This is a genomic window from Williamsia sp. DF01-3 (assembly GCF_023051145.1).
Classification (GTDB): Bacteria; Actinomycetota; Actinomycetes; order Mycobacteriales; family Mycobacteriaceae; genus Williamsia.
In genome coordinates, this window is sequence record NZ_JALKFS010000005.1 from 4,948,317 (window position 1) to 4,964,314 (window position 15,998).

The 15,998-nt window shown below is 64.4% G+C and carries 20 protein-coding genes and 1 tRNA gene; 12 read left to right on the plus strand and 9 right to left on the minus strand.

The features are described 5' to 3' along the window. Nucleotides 1–95: 95 nt before the first annotated feature. Nucleotides 96–689 carry a TetR/AcrR family transcriptional regulator gene (locus MVA47_RS25190; RefSeq protein WP_062796968.1) on the plus strand — a complete coding sequence of 198 codons (594 nt, stop codon included), beginning with the start codon at nt 96–98 and terminating at the stop codon, nt 687–689. Between the two features lies 1 nt (nt 690). Here the strand turns inward: MVA47_RS25190 and MVA47_RS27350 are convergent, their stop codons facing one another. Next, nucleotides 691–1,254 (minus strand): hypothetical protein, encoded by a 564-nt coding sequence (locus tag MVA47_RS27350; protein WP_374474314.1) that lies wholly within the window; start codon nt 1,252–1,254, stop codon nt 691–693. 309 nt (nt 1,255–1,563) lie between these two features. Between MVA47_RS27350 and MVA47_RS27355 the strand changes: the two genes are divergently transcribed. Beyond that, nucleotides 1,564–1,686 carry a hypothetical protein gene (locus tag MVA47_RS27355; RefSeq protein WP_374474318.1) on the plus strand — a complete coding sequence of 41 codons (123 nt, stop codon included), beginning with the start codon at nt 1,564–1,566 and terminating at the stop codon, nt 1,684–1,686. A gap of 172 nt (nt 1,687–1,858) precedes the next feature. Here the strand turns inward: MVA47_RS27355 and MVA47_RS25200 are convergent, their stop codons facing one another. Beyond that, nucleotides 1,859–2,872, minus strand: a complete 1,014-nt coding sequence (locus MVA47_RS25200) for an alpha/beta hydrolase (RefSeq protein ID WP_247210327.1) — start codon at nt 2,870–2,872, stop codon at nt 1,859–1,861. An 83-nt stretch (nt 2,873–2,955) separates the two neighbouring features. Between MVA47_RS25200 and MVA47_RS25205 the strand changes: the two genes are divergently transcribed. Then, the gene (locus tag MVA47_RS25205) at nt 2,956–3,684 is read left to right on the plus strand and encodes a MerR family transcriptional regulator (RefSeq protein ID WP_247210328.1); all 729 of its coding nucleotides are present in this window, start codon (nt 2,956–2,958) and stop codon (nt 3,682–3,684) included. Here the strand turns inward: MVA47_RS25205 and MVA47_RS25210 are convergent. The 3 genes from MVA47_RS25210 to MVA47_RS26850 all read right to left on the minus strand — a co-directional run bounded on the left by MVA47_RS25210 (nt 3,674) and on the right by MVA47_RS26850 (nt 6,159). After that, complete coding sequence (locus MVA47_RS25210) at nt 3,674–5,032, minus strand: UDP-glucose/GDP-mannose dehydrogenase family protein (RefSeq protein WP_247211068.1); 1,359 nt, start codon at nt 5,030–5,032, stop codon at nt 3,674–3,676. The genes MVA47_RS25205 and MVA47_RS25210 overlap by 11 nt on opposite strands. A 71-nt stretch (nt 5,033–5,103) precedes the next feature. Continuing rightward, nucleotides 5,104–5,673, minus strand: a complete 570-nt coding sequence (gene dcd / locus MVA47_RS25215; RefSeq protein WP_023960087.1) for a dCTP deaminase — start codon at nt 5,671–5,673, stop codon at nt 5,104–5,106. Nucleotides 5,674–5,700: 27 nt separating this feature from the next. Beyond that, on the minus strand, nt 5,701–6,159 hold the full coding sequence (locus MVA47_RS26850) for a carboxymuconolactone decarboxylase family protein (protein WP_281504879.1): 459 nt from the start codon (nt 6,157–6,159) through the stop codon (nt 5,701–5,703). 94 nt (nt 6,160–6,253) lie between these two features. Here MVA47_RS26850 and MVA47_RS25230 point away from each other — a divergent pair, with 94 nt between their 5' ends. Further along, complete coding sequence (locus tag MVA47_RS25230) at nt 6,254–7,132, plus strand: sigma-70 family RNA polymerase sigma factor (protein WP_247210329.1); 879 nt, start codon at nt 6,254–6,256, stop codon at nt 7,130–7,132. Here MVA47_RS25230 and MVA47_RS25235 read toward each other — a convergent pair. After that, a complete protein-coding gene (locus MVA47_RS25235) occupies nt 7,129–7,350 on the minus strand; it encodes an HNH endonuclease (protein WP_247210330.1) in 222 nt (73 codons plus the stop codon). The two genes, MVA47_RS25230 and MVA47_RS25235, sit on opposite strands and share 4 nt — an antisense overlap. 175 nt (nt 7,351–7,525) lie before the next feature. On the opposite strand from MVA47_RS25235, the gene MVA47_RS25240 reads away from it, so the two are divergent. After that, nucleotides 7,526–7,915: a hypothetical protein gene (locus tag MVA47_RS25240; RefSeq protein WP_247210331.1), complete on the plus strand. Its 390-nt coding sequence runs from the start codon at nt 7,526–7,528 to the stop codon at nt 7,913–7,915. Nucleotides 7,916–8,055: 140 nt separating this feature from the next. Next, nucleotides 8,056–8,129 (plus strand) — tRNA-Gly (locus MVA47_RS25245). Nucleotides 8,130–8,154: 25 nt separating this feature from the next. On the opposite strand, the gene map is transcribed toward MVA47_RS25245, so the two are convergent. After that, a complete protein-coding gene (map, locus tag MVA47_RS25250; protein WP_247210332.1) occupies nt 8,155–8,943 on the minus strand; it encodes a type I methionyl aminopeptidase in 789 nt (262 codons plus the stop codon). 92 nt (nt 8,944–9,035) lie between these two features. On the opposite strand from map, the gene MVA47_RS25255 reads away from it, so the two are divergent. Then, the gene (locus tag MVA47_RS25255; RefSeq protein WP_247210333.1) at nt 9,036–9,302 is read left to right on the plus strand and encodes a helix-turn-helix domain-containing protein; all 267 of its coding nucleotides are present in this window, start codon (nt 9,036–9,038) and stop codon (nt 9,300–9,302) included. An 88-nt stretch (nt 9,303–9,390) separates the two neighbouring features. On the opposite strand, the gene kstD is transcribed toward MVA47_RS25255, so the two are convergent. Then, on the minus strand, nt 9,391–11,046 hold the full coding sequence (gene kstD / locus MVA47_RS25260) for a 3-oxosteroid 1-dehydrogenase (RefSeq protein WP_247210334.1): 1,656 nt from the start codon (nt 11,044–11,046) through the stop codon (nt 9,391–9,393). Nucleotides 11,047–11,129: 83 nt separating this feature from the next. Here kstD and MVA47_RS25265 point away from each other — a divergent pair, with 83 nt between their 5' ends. From MVA47_RS25265 to MVA47_RS25285, 5 genes are all read left to right on the plus strand, one after another. Next, nucleotides 11,130–11,702 (plus strand): TetR/AcrR family transcriptional regulator, encoded by a 573-nt coding sequence (locus MVA47_RS25265; RefSeq protein ID WP_247210335.1) that lies wholly within the window; start codon nt 11,130–11,132, stop codon nt 11,700–11,702. Between the two features lie 66 nt (nt 11,703–11,768). Next, nucleotides 11,769–12,476 carry a GAF and ANTAR domain-containing protein gene (locus MVA47_RS25270; protein ID WP_247210336.1) on the plus strand — a complete coding sequence of 236 codons (708 nt, stop codon included), beginning with the start codon at nt 11,769–11,771 and terminating at the stop codon, nt 12,474–12,476. A gap of 183 nt (nt 12,477–12,659) precedes the next feature. Continuing rightward, nucleotides 12,660–12,881 carry a hypothetical protein gene (locus MVA47_RS25275; RefSeq protein WP_030175790.1) on the plus strand — a complete coding sequence of 74 codons (222 nt, stop codon included), beginning with the start codon at nt 12,660–12,662 and terminating at the stop codon, nt 12,879–12,881. 15 nt (nt 12,882–12,896) lie between these two features. Continuing rightward, nucleotides 12,897–13,403 (plus strand): hypothetical protein, encoded by a 507-nt coding sequence (locus tag MVA47_RS25280; protein ID WP_023960101.1) that lies wholly within the window; start codon nt 12,897–12,899, stop codon nt 13,401–13,403. Further along, nucleotides 13,404–14,891 (plus strand): NAD(P)/FAD-dependent oxidoreductase, encoded by a 1,488-nt coding sequence (locus tag MVA47_RS25285; protein WP_247210337.1) that lies wholly within the window; start codon nt 13,404–13,406, stop codon nt 14,889–14,891. Here MVA47_RS25285 and MVA47_RS25290 read toward each other — a convergent pair. Next, nucleotides 14,875–15,927, minus strand: coding sequence for a nucleoside/nucleotide kinase family protein (locus MVA47_RS25290; protein WP_247210338.1), 1,053 nt, complete (start codon nt 15,925–15,927; stop codon nt 14,875–14,877). The two genes, MVA47_RS25285 and MVA47_RS25290, sit on opposite strands and share 17 nt — an antisense overlap. Between the last annotated feature and the right edge of the window lie 71 nt (nt 15,928–15,998).

The window sequence follows — 15,998 nt, forward strand, 5'->3', positions numbered from 1 at the left end:
TTCTAGTGTTGTAGTACGTTGTTCTTTACAAGAAGAACAGCGTGCTACTGCAATGTCAAGAGGGATCGTGCAAGTGGTGTGAAAGGATCGACTGCGTGGCATCGAAATCGCCAAGGACGGCATCACGGACCCCTGCCGGAGATGTCCGGGGGTTGCTCCTCAATGCCGCCCTGCGCGTACTGGACACTCATGGCGTGCGCGGCCTGACGGTGCGCGCGGTGGCGTCAGAAGCCAAGGTCGCGCCGATGGGTGTCTACAACCACTTCGACGGCAAGGATGGTTTGATCAATGCCCTTGTCACGGAAGGGTTTTCGCAGCTGCGAAAGATGATCAGCAGCGTTGTCGACTCCGACGCCGACGTCAGGTTGAACCGCGCCGGTCACACCTACCGCGCCTTCGCGCACAAGTCACCGACGCTCTACCGGCTCATGTTCTCGGGCCAGTGCGCGCCCGAAGGCGAAGTCGGAGAAGCAGCCCTCGGTGCGCTCACCGAAATCGTTCGTTACGGACAGGCCGCGGGCACCATCCGGGCCGGGGAGCCGATGGACCTCACGCTGCAGATCTGGTCCTGTGTGCACGGCGCCGTGAGTCTGGAGCTCGATGGAGCCGGGCCTCCCGACACCACCAACCACTGGGAGTTCATCTACGCCCAGACCCTCGATCTGATCAGCCGAGGCGTCGCACCCTGACTCAGGGCAGCAGAATCGGAGGCAACCCCGGGATGGGGTTGGGGATCGTGTTCGGCGCAGGCCGTGCCGGGCGACGTGTTGTCGTCGGCGGAGGAGGCGGCGGGGGTGCTGTGTAGCGCATCACCGGGGCGAGCGCGGCTTCGGTGTTGATCGGCGGCAGGGGCGGCGGGGTTGTGGTCGGGGCCGATGACGGGGTGCTCGGCGACTGCGCGGGGGCAGGCGTTGCCGACACCGCCGTGCTTGTCTCCGGGGAGCGCAGATACCGCTGAGACTGCGGTTGACCGGTGTCTTCGCTCCACGGCGCGGCCACCAGGGTGGCGCCGCCGACGACGATCAGGCCGGCGATCAGCGCCGCACCGATCAGCACAAGTCGGTTCTGGCGCCGGTTGTCCACGGGCGGTGGTGCCGGTTCGGCTTCTTGCACGAGCTGGGGTTCCGGTTCGACGACCGGCGCCGGACGCGCATGCCGTCCCGGTACCGCCAGCGGGACGTCCGCGTGCATCGCCAGGACGGGCAGGTCATGCAGTCCGGTGGTCAGTGCCGCTTGCAGACCGGGCCAGATCACGTGGTCTGGCATCAGGACCACGGCCGTGACCGGGGCAGGTGAGCCGGCGGCAATCGATCGTGCCACGCTGACCGCACGCGCCACCGCGGGAGCCAGGGCATCGTCGAGGTCGGTCCGGGTCACCCGCAGCATGCCGACGTACTCGTGGCCCATCACGAACGTCCCGTCCGAACGGCTGAGCGCCGAGCGGGCCTTGGTCATGAGGTCGAGCAGTTCACGTGCCCACTCGGCGTTCTCGGGCATCGGGGCCTTGCCGGTGCGAACCAGGTAGTCGGCCACCGAGCGGTCGAAAGCCCTGCCCTGCAGGTCATGGTCGTCGAGCTGCATCAGACATTGTCCGGTGGCGGAGTCGACCGCGGCACCTCGCAGACCGCCATCGTCGAGATCGATCAGGGCAAACGCCGGTCCGACCTGGCCGGATGCCGAGTGTAGGAGGTCACGAACCGTGCGCAGAAGAGATGGGTCGAGCCAGATCACTGCTCCCGACCTCCTCGTCGTCATTCACCAGTAGCAACCATTCGATGGCCATTCTGCACGGGACCGTCCTGTATGTCTTGTTCAGCCGCCCCCGCGGTGTAGTCCTCGGTGAGATACCAGCACCCGGTCAGTCGTCGATGCCGACCCGAACCACAGGTCGGTCGGTGCTGTCGGCTGGCACCGTGCGCCGCTGTGTCACCGGCGTCTTGGTGATGAATGTGGCCGCATCGCGCAGTGCCAGTCGCGCTTCGGGGACGAGGCGGGCAAAGGCCTGGAACACGTGGAGCTGCCCCGGCCAGATCTGCAGATGGCAGTCGGCGCCGGCAACCCGCAGCATTCGTGCCATCTCCTCGGCGTCGCCGCGCAGCATCTCGAACCCTCCTGCCTGGATCATGAACGGCGGCAGATGTTTTGATTCGTCGAGCTCCAGGCGCAGCCGTGGTAGATCGTCCGGTTGCTCCGCGGTGTAGAGGCTCACCAATCTCTTCGCCGCGGCCGCGGAGATGATCGGGTCCGGACGGGTCCGTTCCTGGCGTGCGGCCAGATCGAGTGTCAGGTCGAGCAGCGGGGAGAACAAGACCACCGCGCGCGGTTGTGGTCGACCCGCCCGCTCGTTCTCGGCCACCAGGTCGAGAGCCAGATGTCCGCCGGCGGAGTCCCCCGCTATCACGATGTCGTTTGCGTCGTAACCCTGCCGCATGAGCCACTCGTAGGCGGCGGCCACGTCATCGGCAGCGGCCGGATAGACGTGTTCCGGGGCGAGGCGGTACTCGACCGAGAACGCAGGCAGCCGGGAGTAGCGGGCCAGCCGGGACACCAGCGCGCGGTGTGTGCGGGTGGAACAGATGGCGTACCCACTGCCGTGCAGGTAGAGGATCACCTGCTGTCCGCGGATCTGGCGCGGTCGAATCCACTCACCGACTACGCCGCCGTTGTGCACACGCGCGACCTTGACTCCCTGTGGTGAGTCGCCCGCCATCATGGACGCCGCAACCACCGCCCTGGTGAACGCGACGCCGGCGCGGTTGTCGGGAATGACTTCGGCAAGAGGCCGAAGGACCGTGGACGCAGCCCTCACCAGCGCCTGCGACCTCCGAGACGGTTGCAGCACCGGCCCCAATAGCGACGTGTTCTGTTGCACTTGCTGAGTGTCACCGTCAATTGTGCCATTTGTCAATGTCACGTTTAGAACTGGCAATTACAGCGCCGGTTTAGAATCTCGGGGTGACCGAGTACCGGATCGACGACCTCGCACGCGCCGCGGGAACCACCACGCGCAATGTGCGTGGGTATCAGGACCGCGGGCTGCTGCCCCGCCCCACGCGTCGCGGACGGATCGCGATCTACACCGACACCCATCTCGCCCGGCTCAAGGTGATCAACGACCTGCTGCACCGCGGCTTCACGATCCGGCACATCGCCGACTTCCTCCTGGGTGTGCAACGCGGCGACGACCTCGTCGACGTCCTGGGGATCCGGGAGGTGGTCACCGAACCGTGGTCGAAGGCGCGATCGGAGACCATCTCGGCCGAGGCCCTCAAGTCATTGCTGAACTCTCGCAACCCGTCTCACTACAAGAGGCTCGAAGAATTCGGGCTGATCGAAGCCGCCGGTGACGACTACGTGTTGCGCGACCGCGAGACGGTCTACGCCTTCGGACGGCTCACCAAACTGGGTTTGACGCTGTCGAAGATCCTCGACGTCCACGGCAAGGTCGAGAAGGAGATGGCCGCTGTCGCCTCCACCCTCATCTCGGCCGGCCGCGACGTGGTCGAATCCGAACGTGGTGAGGGCTGGGTTCCCTCGGAGGGTTCCGAAAGCGACTGGGCCGCAGAGTTGATCGGAGAGATGCGCCGCACCGCGACCATCTCGGCCCACAGCGCACTCGACCGTGCCCTCGACCGCGATCTCGCCCATCAGCTCGACGACTACCTCCGCAACGCTACGGACTGACCAGTTCTGCCACCTCGGTGTTGGTGTTGCCGCCGAGCGCGTGGTACTGCCATCCGGCCGCGATCCACTGGCCGGCGTTCAGGCATCGCCTGCCGTCGACGATGTTGGTCTTGCGCACCACAGGTGCGAGCTCATCGGGCTCCATGTGCACGAACTCGGCCCATTCGGTGAGAACGAGGACGGCGTCGGCGTGCTCACAGGCCTCGCGCGCGGACGCGGCGTAGGTGAGCGTCGGGAACACCTTGCGTGAGTTGTCGATTGCCTTGGGGTCGAAGACATTCACGGTGGCACCCTGCAACTGCAGTTGACCCGCGACGTTCAGTGCAGGCGAGTCGCGGACGTCGTCGCTCTCCGGTTTGAATGCCGCGCCGAGAACGGCGATGTTGGCCCCCAACAGACTGCCGCCACACACCTTTGTTGTCAGTTCCACCATGGCTGTGCGGCGACGCATGTTGATCGAATCGACCTCGCGTAGGAAGGTCAACGCCTGGTCGGCGCCGAGTTCGCCGGCCCGGGCCATGAACGCCCGGATGTCTTTCGGGAGACAGCCGCCCCCGAAACCCAGTCCGGCGTTCAGGAATCGGCGGCCTATGCGATTGTCGTACCCGATGGCGTCGGCCAGCATCGACACGTCGGCCCCGCTCGCCTCACACACCTCACTGATGGCGTTGATGAACGAGATCTTGGTTGCGAGAAAGGCGTTCGCCGAGACCTTGACCAATTCGGCGGTCGCCAGGTCGGTGTGCAGGAAAGGGATCTCCTCGGCGAGCAGGTCTGCGTAGAGTTCGCGCACCAGCTTCTCGGCGTGGCTGTCAGCATTGGAGCGATCTGTGCCCAGCACGATGCGGTCGGGGTGCAGGGTGTCCTGGATCGCGAAACCCTCGCGTAGGAACTCGGGGTTCCAGGCGACCTCGATCGTTGTCGATTCGTGCGCTCCCGCGGTGGCGCGGCGTTGCAGATCGGCGGCGGTTCCCACCGGCACCGTGGATTTCCCGATGATGAGGTGCTCGCCCCGGAGGCGCGGCGCGAGCTCGTCGACCATGCTGTAGACGTGTTGGAGGTCAGCGGCGTACTCCCCCTTCTTCTGGGGCGTTCCGACCCCGAGGAAGTGAATGGCTGCGAAGTCCGCCGCTTCGTCGTAGTCGGTGGTGAAGCGCAGACGTCCGTTGTCGATGTTGCGGCGCAAGACCTCGACCAGTCCGGGTTCGTAGAAGGGCAGTTCGCCGGCGACGAGCGTCGCGATTTTCGCTTCGTCCACGTCCACACCGAGGACTTCGTGTCCGAGTTCGGCCATACATGCTGCGTGAGTGGCGCCGAGATAGCCACAACCGAAAACTGTCACCTTCATACCCGTGGTCATACCCATCTGCGTACGGAGTATGTCTGTCGCGCCGGGGTGGTTCAGGTGACGTGTAAGGGTCAGTCGTGCGAAAAGTTCAGGTAGGCCTTCGACGGGGTCGGTCCGCGCTGCCCCTGGTACTTGGAGCCGACCGAAGCACTGCCGTAGGGGAACTCTGCCGGGCTGGACAGCTTGATGAGGCACAGCTGACCGATTTTCATGCCCGGCCAGAGGGTGATCGGCAGGTTGGCGACGTTCGACAGCTCCAACGTGATGTGTCCGGTGAAGCCCGGGTCGATGAACCCGGCGGTCGAGTGGGTCAGCAGTCCGAGGCGGCCGAGCGACGACTTGCCCTCGAGTCGGCCCGCGAGGTCGTCGGGCAGGGTGCAGACCTCGAGCGTTGACCCGAGGACGAACTCGCCGGGGTGTAGGACAAACGGTTCCCCTTCTTCACGCTCGACCAGCGTCGTCAGATCGTCCTGGCGCTGGGCGGGGTCGATGTGGGTGTACCGGGTGTTGTTGAACACCCGGAACAGGCCATCGAGCCGGACGTCGATGCTGGAGGGTTGCACCAGCACGGGGTCGAAGGGCTCGATGGCCAGGCGGCCATCAGCGATCTGGGCGCGGATGTCGCGGTCGGAGAGCAGCACACGAAGAGGTTAGCTGCCAGGGTGTGCTCACCAGGTGGTGCCTGCTGGTTCCTGGATCGTCACGTTGATGCGGTTGAAGAAGTTCGTGGTGGCGATCAGCAAGATGATCGCCGACAGTTCCTTCTCGTCGAAGTTGTCGGCGGCTTCGTCCCAGACGGGGTCGGGTACGGCGTGGCCACGGGAGTCGGCCAGGCGGGTGGCGTACTCGGCGAGGTTGAGCGCGGCGCGTTCGGGTTCGGTGAAGAAGGGCGATTCGCGCCAGACGGCCACGGTGGTGATGCGGTCGTCGCTTTCCTCTTCCGCCATCAGGTTCTTGGCGTGGGCGTGAACGCATGCGGCGCAGCCGTTGATCTGGCTGACCCGCAGTGCGAGGATTTCGCGGAGTGAGGCCGACAGACCGCCTTGGTCCATCGCGCCGAACAGGTGCGGGATGGCTTTTGTCGCCTGCGGCAGGACGGTGGCGGGGTTGGTCATACGCGCGGTCATTGCGGACTCCTTCATCGGGGCGGCGATGTTTTGTCACATCGGCCGTGTCGGGCGGTTCATAGCTCTGACACGACGGAGAAGGGGAATGTGACCGATGGAGACGAACGATTTTCTGCTCACCGAGTTCGAGGCGAATCGCGGGCATTTGCGAGCGGTGGCCTATCGCATGCTGGGTTCGCTCAGCGAGGCCGAGGATGCTGTCCAGGAGACCTGGCTGAAGGTGGCCGGCGCCGACACCGATGAGATCTCGAACATCGGGGGCTGGTTCACCACGATCACGTCGCGGGTGTGTTTGAACATGTTGCGGTCGAGGCGGACTCGTCAGGAGGAGCCACTGGAGATCGCCCATGTGCCCGACCCGATCCTGGCTCCGCTGGATGCGGCCGACGATCCGGAGGGCCAGGCGGTGCTGGCCGATTCGGTGAGTGTTGCGTTGTTGGTGGTGTTGGAGACGCTGAGCCCTGGTGAGCGTTTGGCGTTTGTCCTGCATGATCTGTTCGCGATGCCATTCGATGAAGTGGCGCCGATTGTGGGCAAGACGCCGGCGGCGGCCCGGAAGTTGGCGAGTCGTGCACGTTCTCGGGTGCAGGGGGCGACGCCGCGGTCGCAGGGGCTGGCTGAACAGCGGCGGGTGGTGGAGGCCTTCACGGCTGCGGCTCGGGGTGGCGATCTGGAGGCGCTGATGGCTGTGCTGGATCCGAACATCGTCATCCGTACCGACGTGGCCGCGGACCGCGCACCTGTTGAGGTGTTGGGCGCCGAGGCTGCTGCCCGGGGCGCGATCACATTTCAGCGGTTCACCGAGCGGACGCAGATGGTGCGCATGAACGGCGGCATCGGTGTGCTGGCCTTCACCGGTGACACTGTGTCGTCGGTTGCCGCGTTCACGGTGTCCGATGGCCGTGTGGTGGCGATGAACATCGTGGCCGATCCAGAGCGGTTGGCGCAGCTCGATTTCTCGGGCGTCATCTAGCGGACCGCAGCTTTGGTCGCGACTTTTTGGCCGGCGCGGGTGCTGAACCAGATCGTCCGGTTGCCGCGCAGGACCACCCGGATGATCCCGCGGGTCTTCATGTCGTGGTGCTCCTTGCACAGGCATTCGAGGTTCGCTTCGGTGGTCCATCCACCGGCCGACGGGTTGGCATGGTTGAACGGGACGATGTGGTCGAGTTCGCATTTGTCTGCGGGCACGGCGCAGCCCGTCGGGCGCCATCTCCTCCAGCTGCGCCTTGGCCCGGATTGCTTCCTCCGCAGAACATGCTGCGATCAGGCTTGCCATCCCACCTGCGCGCCGACGCACCACCACCCGCCGCGTCGGATCCACGAGGTCACCATCGTCGGCTGCATCCGGCTCGAACGGCATCAGATGCCGGTCCAGTTCCTCGGCGAAGGAGTTGTCACCCAACAGCATTGCGTCTTCGGCGAGCACACCGTCCAGATCCATCAGGGCGTCCCGATAACCGCGGGAAGCGCGGTGATACAGCGCCTTGAGCTTCTCGATGCTCAGCTCGCCACAGGCAAACGCGTCCGCCAGCGACGGCAGATGGTCGAGCAATCGCCGGCACCGCAGCAGATGGTCGGCCTGCCCGGTGGTACATCGCCAGGCGACCGCGATCTCGCACGCAGCCGCCCGAGTGCCGCTCTCGTCGTCGTTGCTCGAAACGTACCGGTAGTACTCGAGACCGTCATGCAGCCGCTGAGCCCACGCCCGATTCACCTCGCGAACCCCAGATTGCCCTCGCGACAACAACTCTGACGCCACAGCGTCCATCGTGGTGGCCCCCGCCCAACTCACGATTCGATCATAGGTTCGAAGTCTGACAATCCGTCAGACCGAGCGCCGACCACCACCGCCGGGCACGCCTGTTAACATCGCTCTCGCGGCCAACGCCGCACGCCGATGTAGTTCAATGGCAGAACGGCAGCTTCCCAAGCTGCATACGCGGGTTCGATTCCCGTCATCGGCTCCACCAAGGGCCACTCGCCCCGCTCGCCCTACTTCGCAGATGCCCTATCCCGCCCCAGACTCGTCAGGATCACCGGCCCATCGTCAGTCACGGCAATCGTGTGTTCACTGTGAGCAGTACGCGACCCATCGGCTGAACGAATGGTCCAACCGTCTTTGTCGTAGACGATCTTGTCGGTGCCCTGCGCCAGCCAGGGTTCGAGTGCGAGCGTCAACCCGGGCTTCAGTTTGAGACCCCGTCCTGCCCGTCCCACATTCGATACATGCGGGTCTTCATGCATGGTGCGTCCGAGTCCGTGCCCACCGAACTCGGTGTTCACGAGATAGCCAAAATCTGTTGCCACGCCGCCGATTGCTGCCGAGATGTCCCCCAGGCGATTGCCGGTGACTGCAGCGGCGATCCCTGCGGCGAGAGCCGTTTCGGTGGCTTCGATGAGCCGCTCGTCCTCAGGACGCGGGGTACCGACGATCAGGCTCCGCGCCGAATCGGCAACCCACCCGTCGATCGACACCGCGATGTCCATGCTCAGCAGATCGCCATCGCGCAGCACGTAGTCATGCGGCAGTCCGTGCAGCACAGCATCATTGACCGACAGACAGATGACGTTACGGAACGGCCCGCGACCGAACGACGGCGAGTAGTCCCAGTAGCACGACGTGGCGCCGCGCTCGTCGATCAGGCGACGGGCACGATGTTCGAGATCGAGGAGGTTCACCCCTGGGGCAGCGCGCCCGGCGAGGTCATCGAGCAGTTCGGCGATGAACAACCCGGTGACACGCATCGCCTCGATCTCCCGTGGCGTCTTCAGTTCCAGCACAGATATCCCTCTCGCAAACACAACTTCGGTATTTAAATACCAGCCTAACCGTCTGGTCGGTATTTTCATACCGACCCAGGTAGACTCGCCGCATGGTCCGCCTCCCCTTGACTCCAGCCCAAGTCGCCACCGGCCAGCGCCTGGGTGCATATCTGCGTCAGGCCAGAGGCGACCGAACCCTCATCGAAGTCGCGCAAGAAGCGGCCATATCGCCGGAAACACTCCGCAAGATCGAGACCGGCCGAATGCCGACACCGGCGTTCACCACCATCGCCGCACTGGCCCGGGTACTGGCCTTACCCCTCGACGATCTGGCGAACATCTGTCTCGTACGTGAGGACCTTCAGAAGAGCGGCTGAGCATCAATTTCATCCCCGACAGCGTCAACCAAGGGGAATATGCCCTCGAGGCACCCTCACGGGGACGATGTTGGTGGATTCTTCACGACTACCCCTGCTCACCGGCAAGGTGGAGCGCCGCCAAGAATCCGAAGACCAACGCAGGTCCGATGGTCGCCCCAGGACCGGCATAGGTGTGCCCCATCACCGCGGCCGAGGTGTTCCCCACCGCGTAGAGCCCCAAGATCGGCTGCCCATCTGAGCGCAATGCACGAGCATTGGCATCGGTGACAATTCCACCCTTGGTCCCGAGATCCGCGGGCACCATACGGGCGGCATAGAAGGGCGGCGTGTTGATCTCGCCGAGGCTCGGGTTGGGTTTGTTGGTGATGTCGCCGTAGTAGTGGTCATAGGCCGAGACTCCACGACCGAAGTCGTTGTCCACGCCCACCCGAGCGGCGGTGTTGAAACGTTCGATGGTCGCGGCGAGGTTCGCCGATGAGATCCCCACTTCGGTGGCGGGTTGCTCGATTGTGTCGGCACTCGACAACGCGCCGTTCGCGAACCACGACCGCGGAAGCGGAGATCGCGCAGGCCTACCGGCGAACATGTAGCGATTCCGATACGTCTGATCGAAGATCAGCCAGGCAGGCAAGTTCTCGGCCGGCCCGCTTCCTACTCCGTGGGTTCCACCGAACATCCGATGAGTCGCCTCGACGTAGGGCAGAGATTCGTTCATGAAGCGTCGGCCACGCTCGTTGACCATGATGCTGCGTGGCAGCGAGCGTTCTGATAGCGCAAACCAAGGGCCTTTGGGGAGCGGGATGGACGGAGCCCACCAGGCGTCGTCCATGAGATCGGTTGCCGCGCCGACTTGTTGCGCGGCAACGATTCCGTCACCGGTGTTCGTCGCCGCACCGATCGACAACGCCGGCCCCGCCGGGGCTCGATGATGTATATCCCGCAGAGCCTGGTTGTGATCGAACCCGCCGCACGCCAGCACAACACCACGTCGGGCTGAGATCGCGGATCCGTCACCCAGCTCGACTCCAGTCACCGCACTACCGCTCGAGATCAGTTCCGTCACTGCGGTTCCCAACAGGACTGGTACTTCGGCCTGCCGAACTCCCACCATCAACGACCCCGCCAGAGCCCCACCCAACCCGACAAGTTTTTGCCCGCGGATTCGCGCCCATGCGGTTCGCCCGGCGACTCGGACCATCCGCGCCGGGCCGCGCCAATGGCGTAGGCCTGTGCTGAGCCATCGGTAGTCAGATTGCTGCACAACAACATTCATCGGGGTTCGGGTGTAAAACGGCTGCAACGTGGCGAGGTCTGGACCAAGCGCGCGTGCGTCGAAGGGCCGCGGTTCACATGACCTTCCAGCCGCACGGCCCCCAGGCTGCTCGGGATGGTAGTCGCAGTAGCCCCGAACCCATTGCAGATCAAGTCCGGAATGTGCGGTCAAGAAGCGGAGCGCTTCGGCACCTCGATCGACAAACGCGTCGATACGGTCGTCACTCACCCGCCCACCGATGATGGTGTGCAGGTACGTGCGCGCCGACTCGACATCGTCGGCGGGTGCCTGCCGCCTGAGGACGTCATCGCCCGGGATCCAGATACCGCCTCCCGATCGAGCAGTCGAGCCGCCCCAGAACTGCGACTTCTCGACGATCACCACGCTCAGACCTCGGGCCGCCGCTGTGATCGCCGCAGCCATCCCCGCCGCACCAGAACCGACAACCACCACATCGAACTCGTCCATACCCCACCCCTCTGACGGTAACTATCTATATGACAGTTACTATCAGATTGATCGAACATCGCACAAGGTGTGACAATGAGGTGGTGGGTACCACTTTGCGGGCAAAGCAGCGTGCCCGAGTGCGTCGAGACATCGACGCCGCAGCCTTGCGCCTGTTCAGCGAACGCGGTTTCACTCGCGTCAGCACCGACGAGATCGCGGCTGCCGCAGGCGTCTCCCCGAGCACGTACTACCGGCACGTACCGAACAAGGAAGACCTGCTCCTGAGGCCGCTTCGCGCAAGCAGCGCAGCAATCGTCGACGGATTCGAAGGGCAACCGGACGACGAGCCGGTCACGCGGGCCCTCGTCGACGCGATACGAACCCAGACCGCTGACACCGACCAGTCGGAATTGCAGCAATGGCGATCGGTGATCTCATCGGTGCCCGGGATCCTCGACCGCGTCGCGCTGATCACTGAAGAGGACCGCGCTCGGCTCATCGGCATCGCCGCGCTGCGCATGGAATCGGACCCGGCCGTGGACTACCGACCAGGTGTCGCTGTCTGCCGGGTCCTCGCAGCCGTGGAGTACGGCTTCCGTCGGTGGATGCACACCCAGGACACGACCACGGACCTCATGCAGTGCATCGACCGCGCAATAGCCGTCACCGAGTAGCGGACAGGACTACAGTTCGATTCATATCGCGCAAGTGGCTCGGTGGTGACGGATGGAGCTCTAGCAATGAGCACCGCAAACAATGATGCGTACAGGAAGATCGCAGAACTCGCGCGCGAGATGAACGAGCATCTGCCAAGCGATTCCGCGACAGCGCTCCGCGAACTCATCAACAACGCAGTCGACCACATCCCGGGCGCGACCTACGCCGGGATCACCGTGGTTTCCACGCACAACCGGGACGTCGCCACGCCGGCAGCCACTCACGAGTACCCCCGCACGCTCGATTCGCTCCAGCAGAAGCATCGCGAGGGGCCCTGTTACGACGCTGCGGTCGAACACGACAGCTACTACATCAGCCACCTGCGTGAAGAGACCAGATGGCCATCGTTCCGGAGCGACGCGCTCGATCAGACTCCAATTCAGTCCATTGCGGCATTTCAGCTGTTCACCACCCGTGACACCGTCGGTGCACTCAACCTGTATTCCGACGTCTCGGACGCGTTCGATCAGGAATCACGCGACCTCGGCTATATCTTCTCGGCACACGCCGCGACCGTCTGGAGTGCGCTGCAACGAGGCGAACAGTTCCGTAGCGCACTGGCCAGCCGCGACACCATCGGGCAGGCCAAGGGCATGATCATGGAGCGCTACAGCGTCAACGCCATCCAGGCATTCGAGTTGCTGCGCAGGCTGTCTCAGGAATCCAACGTCCGCCTGCACGAGATCGCGCGTCAATTGGTCGAGAACGACCATCCGTCTGGCGCACGCTAGTTCGGACCGACGCGTCGACATGAGGCGGCGCCCCTGCCATATGTTGTGATACCGGGGGCGCCTGATCAACGACGCCTCCGCGGTGACACCGTTGCCTAGCGTCCGACTACCCAGCCCCGTCGATCGACAATCTATTCGGCGATCCGCTCGAACCAGTGCACGCTCTGTGGAACCATCGTGAACATGACTTTGCATCCGGAAATCACAGCTCTCATCGAAGAGGCGGAACGGACGCGGCAGCGTGCGCTCGACCACGGGAGTACCGAACTCGCCGATCAGACACAACGCTTCATCGATGACCTCCGCGAAAAGGGCAACGCCCTGTCCGAGCCCGACGCCGAGGCGAATCAGGTACTCGAGGAAGCCAAGAGCAACCTCGCCCGACTGTCGGACGAGGGAAAGTAGAGCGGGCAACGCGCAGTGAGACTCGATGAGTTCCGGCGCATCGTCCAGGCCTCCGACCCCGACGACTGGTACGTGATCAAACACCAGGGCCCGAGCTATCACGATTGGCTCGCCGGGACCGTCTCGAAAGACGGTTACCGCCTCGAAGTCAACACCCACTACGCCACGGCGTCGTACAAGCCCGACATCAGCCTCACGGTGGGCTGGGGCATGAGCCTGGACTTCGAACACCACGGCGAACGCGCGCACGACCGCACATACGAATGGTCGAAGGTGCTGTCGGACAGCCGGGTTCGTCTCGCGTTTGCCGACTTCTTCTGGTGCGGCGCTCTCGTCGACCGGTTCACCTACGTGGTGGCCGATGGTGGCCGGGCCGTACTGCCATGGGCGGTGGAGATCCAAGGACTCAAGACGACACAGTGGGAACACGACACCGCGAAGCTTTTGCATCACCTCGGTGACCACATCGAGGGTTTCGAAGAGTACTTTCGCAAGGTGGGTTTCCAGATCGATGGCACGTAGATGCGCGGTGGGGTGAGCAACCCCCGCGTCGTGGTGATCGGTGCGGGCATGTCCGGACTCGCGATGGGAGTCAAGCTCAAGGCAGCCGGTTTCGACGACTTCACCATCCTGGAGAAGGGCAGTGACGTTGGCGGGGTGTGGTTTTGGAACCGCTACCCCGGGCTGGCGTGCGACGTGCCGTCGCTGCTGTATCGGTATTCGTTCCAGAACAAGACCGACTGGCCGAAGGTCTTCTCGGCGCGAGACGACATCCACCGCTACCACCGCGACGTCGCCGACACCCACGACCTCTGGCCGCACATTCGGCTCGACACCGAGGTCACCGACGCCTCCTTCCGCGACGGTCGATGGCATGTCGACACCGCTGCCGGCGACCGGCTCACCGCCGACTTCCTCGTCGCCGCCACCGGTGTTCTCCATCATCCGAACACACCCGACATCCCCGGTCTCGACGACTTCACCGGCAAAGTGGTGCACACCGCACGGTGGGACCCCGACCTCGAGACCGACGGCAAGCGGGTCGCCGTCATCGGCGGCGGATCCACCGGTGTGCAGATCACCGGCGCCTTGGCCCCGACGGTCCGATCGCTTGCGGTCTTTCAGCGCACACCTCAGTGGGTGTTGTGGGCGCCCACCACAGTGCGGCAGCCGAAGTTCTTGACGGCTTTGTTCAACCGGTTTCCGTCCGCCGCGCAGGCCTCGTATCGGGCTTCCGTGCGTGCCAGTGCACTGTTCACCGACCTCACCATCCATCCGGGATTCAAACGCACCGCCGTCCAGACCTACGCGCGGCTCTGCCTGTACCTGATCCGCGACAGGGAACTCCGCGAACGCCTCCGGCCCGACTATCAGCCGTTGTGCAAGCGGCAGGTGTTGTCGGGCAACTACTTTCGCGCCATCTCACGCCCCAACGTAGAGGTGATCACCGATCGGATCGATCATGTCGACCGCACCGGCATCGTCACCGTCGACGGGCGGCATCACGATCTCGACGTGATCGTTCTGGCCACCGGATTCCGAGCCCACAACTACATGCGGCCGATGTCGGTAACCGGCCGCGACGGCATCACCATCGATCAAGCCTGGGATTCGGGCCCGCATGCGTTCGCGATGACAAGCATTCCTGGCTTTCCGAACTTCTTCACCATCCTCGGACCCAACAGTCCGGTGGGCAGTATTCACCTGCAGACGGCCGCGGAATTGACGTGCGACCACATCGTGGCGTGGGTCGAAAAGCATGCCCGCGGTGAGATGGCCACCGTCGAGGTGACCACCTCTGCCACGGATCGGTTCAACGCCGAGGTGCGCAAGGCGCTGGAACCGACGGTGTGGAACACCGGGTGCCAGAGCTGGTACTTCAAGGAGGACGGCAGTGTCGATCTGTGGCCGTTCGATCTGGCCACCCTCAAGAGTCATCTCGGTGCCCCGGACCTGGCGGACTACTCGCTGACCCGTCCCCGCGCCCGATCGCTTACAGAGAGCGACTGAACGCGAGCACGTCGATCGTCTGATCCGCGGCCTCCCGGGTCCCTCGGATGAACCGCGCGTTGGTCTCATCCGGCCCGAGCGCCCACCGCCTCGCCTGCTCCGGGGTCTTCCCGAAACGGATGTGCCGCTTGATGAGTCGTTCCAACCGGACATCCGCGGGTGTGTCGAGATACCAGAGCTCGTCGACGAGTTCGCGGAGACCGCTCCACGGTTCGTCCCTCGCCAGCAGGTAGTTGCCCTCGGTGATGATCACCGGCATATCGCTGGGGATGGCAATGGCCCCGGCGATGGCTTCCTCGATGTCGCGGACGTAGTCGGGCGCGTAGACCACGGACTCGGCCCGCGCCCGCAGGCGCTGCACGAGGTTGACGTATCCGTGTGCGTCGAAGGTGTCGATCGCGCCTTTCCGGTCGGCGCGTCCGAGACGCTGCAGTTCGTTGTTCGCCAGATGGAAGCCGTCCATCGGCACGATGACCGCCGCGGCATCCAGCCGGTCGATCAGCGCCTTGGAAACGGTGCTCTTACCGCTGCCCGGCTCCCCGACCACCCCGATGATGATCCGTTCACGCCCTTCACGCAGACGTGCCACATGAGCGAGCAGGTCTGCGATGTCGGCGATCACGACGTGTTCCTTCCGGACGGTCTGGGTGGCCGCCGAGCTGGTCTTCGGCTTCTTGGTCTGCAACAACGGGCGTGCGGCGTTCACCAGTCCGCCGAGTGAGCGGTTCTCCAGCGACGGCAACGGAGCGTTGAGCAGCACGCTCACCGGGAGGCGCTTGGGGTCCAGCGCCCACAGAGCCCTGCCGTCCGCGGTCGGGAACAACAACGGGTGCACGGTCTCCCCGTCGACGAACTGCTTGCCCCACCAGCGGCTGGCGACGAGCATGCCGTCCATCGGGTGACCGGTCTGCAGTTCCGCGCCGCGCCAGGTTCCGATCATGAACTCTGTCTCGACGGGCTCGGCCGCGTCGAACACCGCGAGGGCCTCCTCGGTTGTTGCGCGCTCGTCCCTGACCATCTGCTCCGCTACCGACATGGACCTCAAGGTAGCGAATCGGAGAGTAATTCGTGCCGGCAGTGGGAACAACTGACATCAGTAGCCTGGAA

Bases quoted from the DNA above. Each gene is read 5' to 3' on its own strand.
- MVA47_RS27355 (WP_374474318.1), top strand. From the start codon at position 1,564: ATGGTCGTCGAGCTGCATCAGACATTGTCCGGTGGCGGAGTCGACCGC.
- MVA47_RS25285 (WP_247210337.1), top strand. From the start codon at position 13,404: ATGCGCGGTGGGGTGAGCAACCCCCGCGTCGTGGTGATCGGTGCGGGC.
- MVA47_RS25290 (WP_247210338.1), bottom strand. From the start codon at position 15,927: ATGTCGGTAGCGGAGCAGATGGTCAGGGACGAGCGCGCAACAACCGAG.
- MVA47_RS25270 (WP_247210336.1), top strand. From the start codon at position 11,769: ATGAGCACCGCAAACAATGATGCGTACAGGAAGATCGCAGAACTCGCG.
- MVA47_RS25275 (WP_030175790.1), top strand. From the start codon at position 12,660: ATGACTTTGCATCCGGAAATCACAGCTCTCATCGAAGAGGCGGAACGG.
- kstD (WP_247210334.1), bottom strand. From the start codon at position 11,046: ATGGACGAGTTCGATGTGGTGGTTGTCGGTTCTGGTGCGGCGGGGATG.
- MVA47_RS26850 (WP_281504879.1), bottom strand. From the start codon at position 6,159: ATGACCGCGCGTATGACCAACCCCGCCACCGTCCTGCCGCAGGCGACA.
- MVA47_RS25230 (WP_247210329.1), top strand. From the start codon at position 6,254: ATGGAGACGAACGATTTTCTGCTCACCGAGTTCGAGGCGAATCGCGGG.
- MVA47_RS25210 (WP_247211068.1), bottom strand. From the start codon at position 5,032: ATGAAGGTGACAGTTTTCGGTTGTGGCTATCTCGGCGCCACTCACGCA.
- MVA47_RS25240 (WP_247210331.1), top strand. From the start codon at position 7,526: ATGCCGGTCCAGTTCCTCGGCGAAGGAGTTGTCACCCAACAGCATTGC.
- MVA47_RS25255 (WP_247210333.1), top strand. From the start codon at position 9,036: ATGGTCCGCCTCCCCTTGACTCCAGCCCAAGTCGCCACCGGCCAGCGC.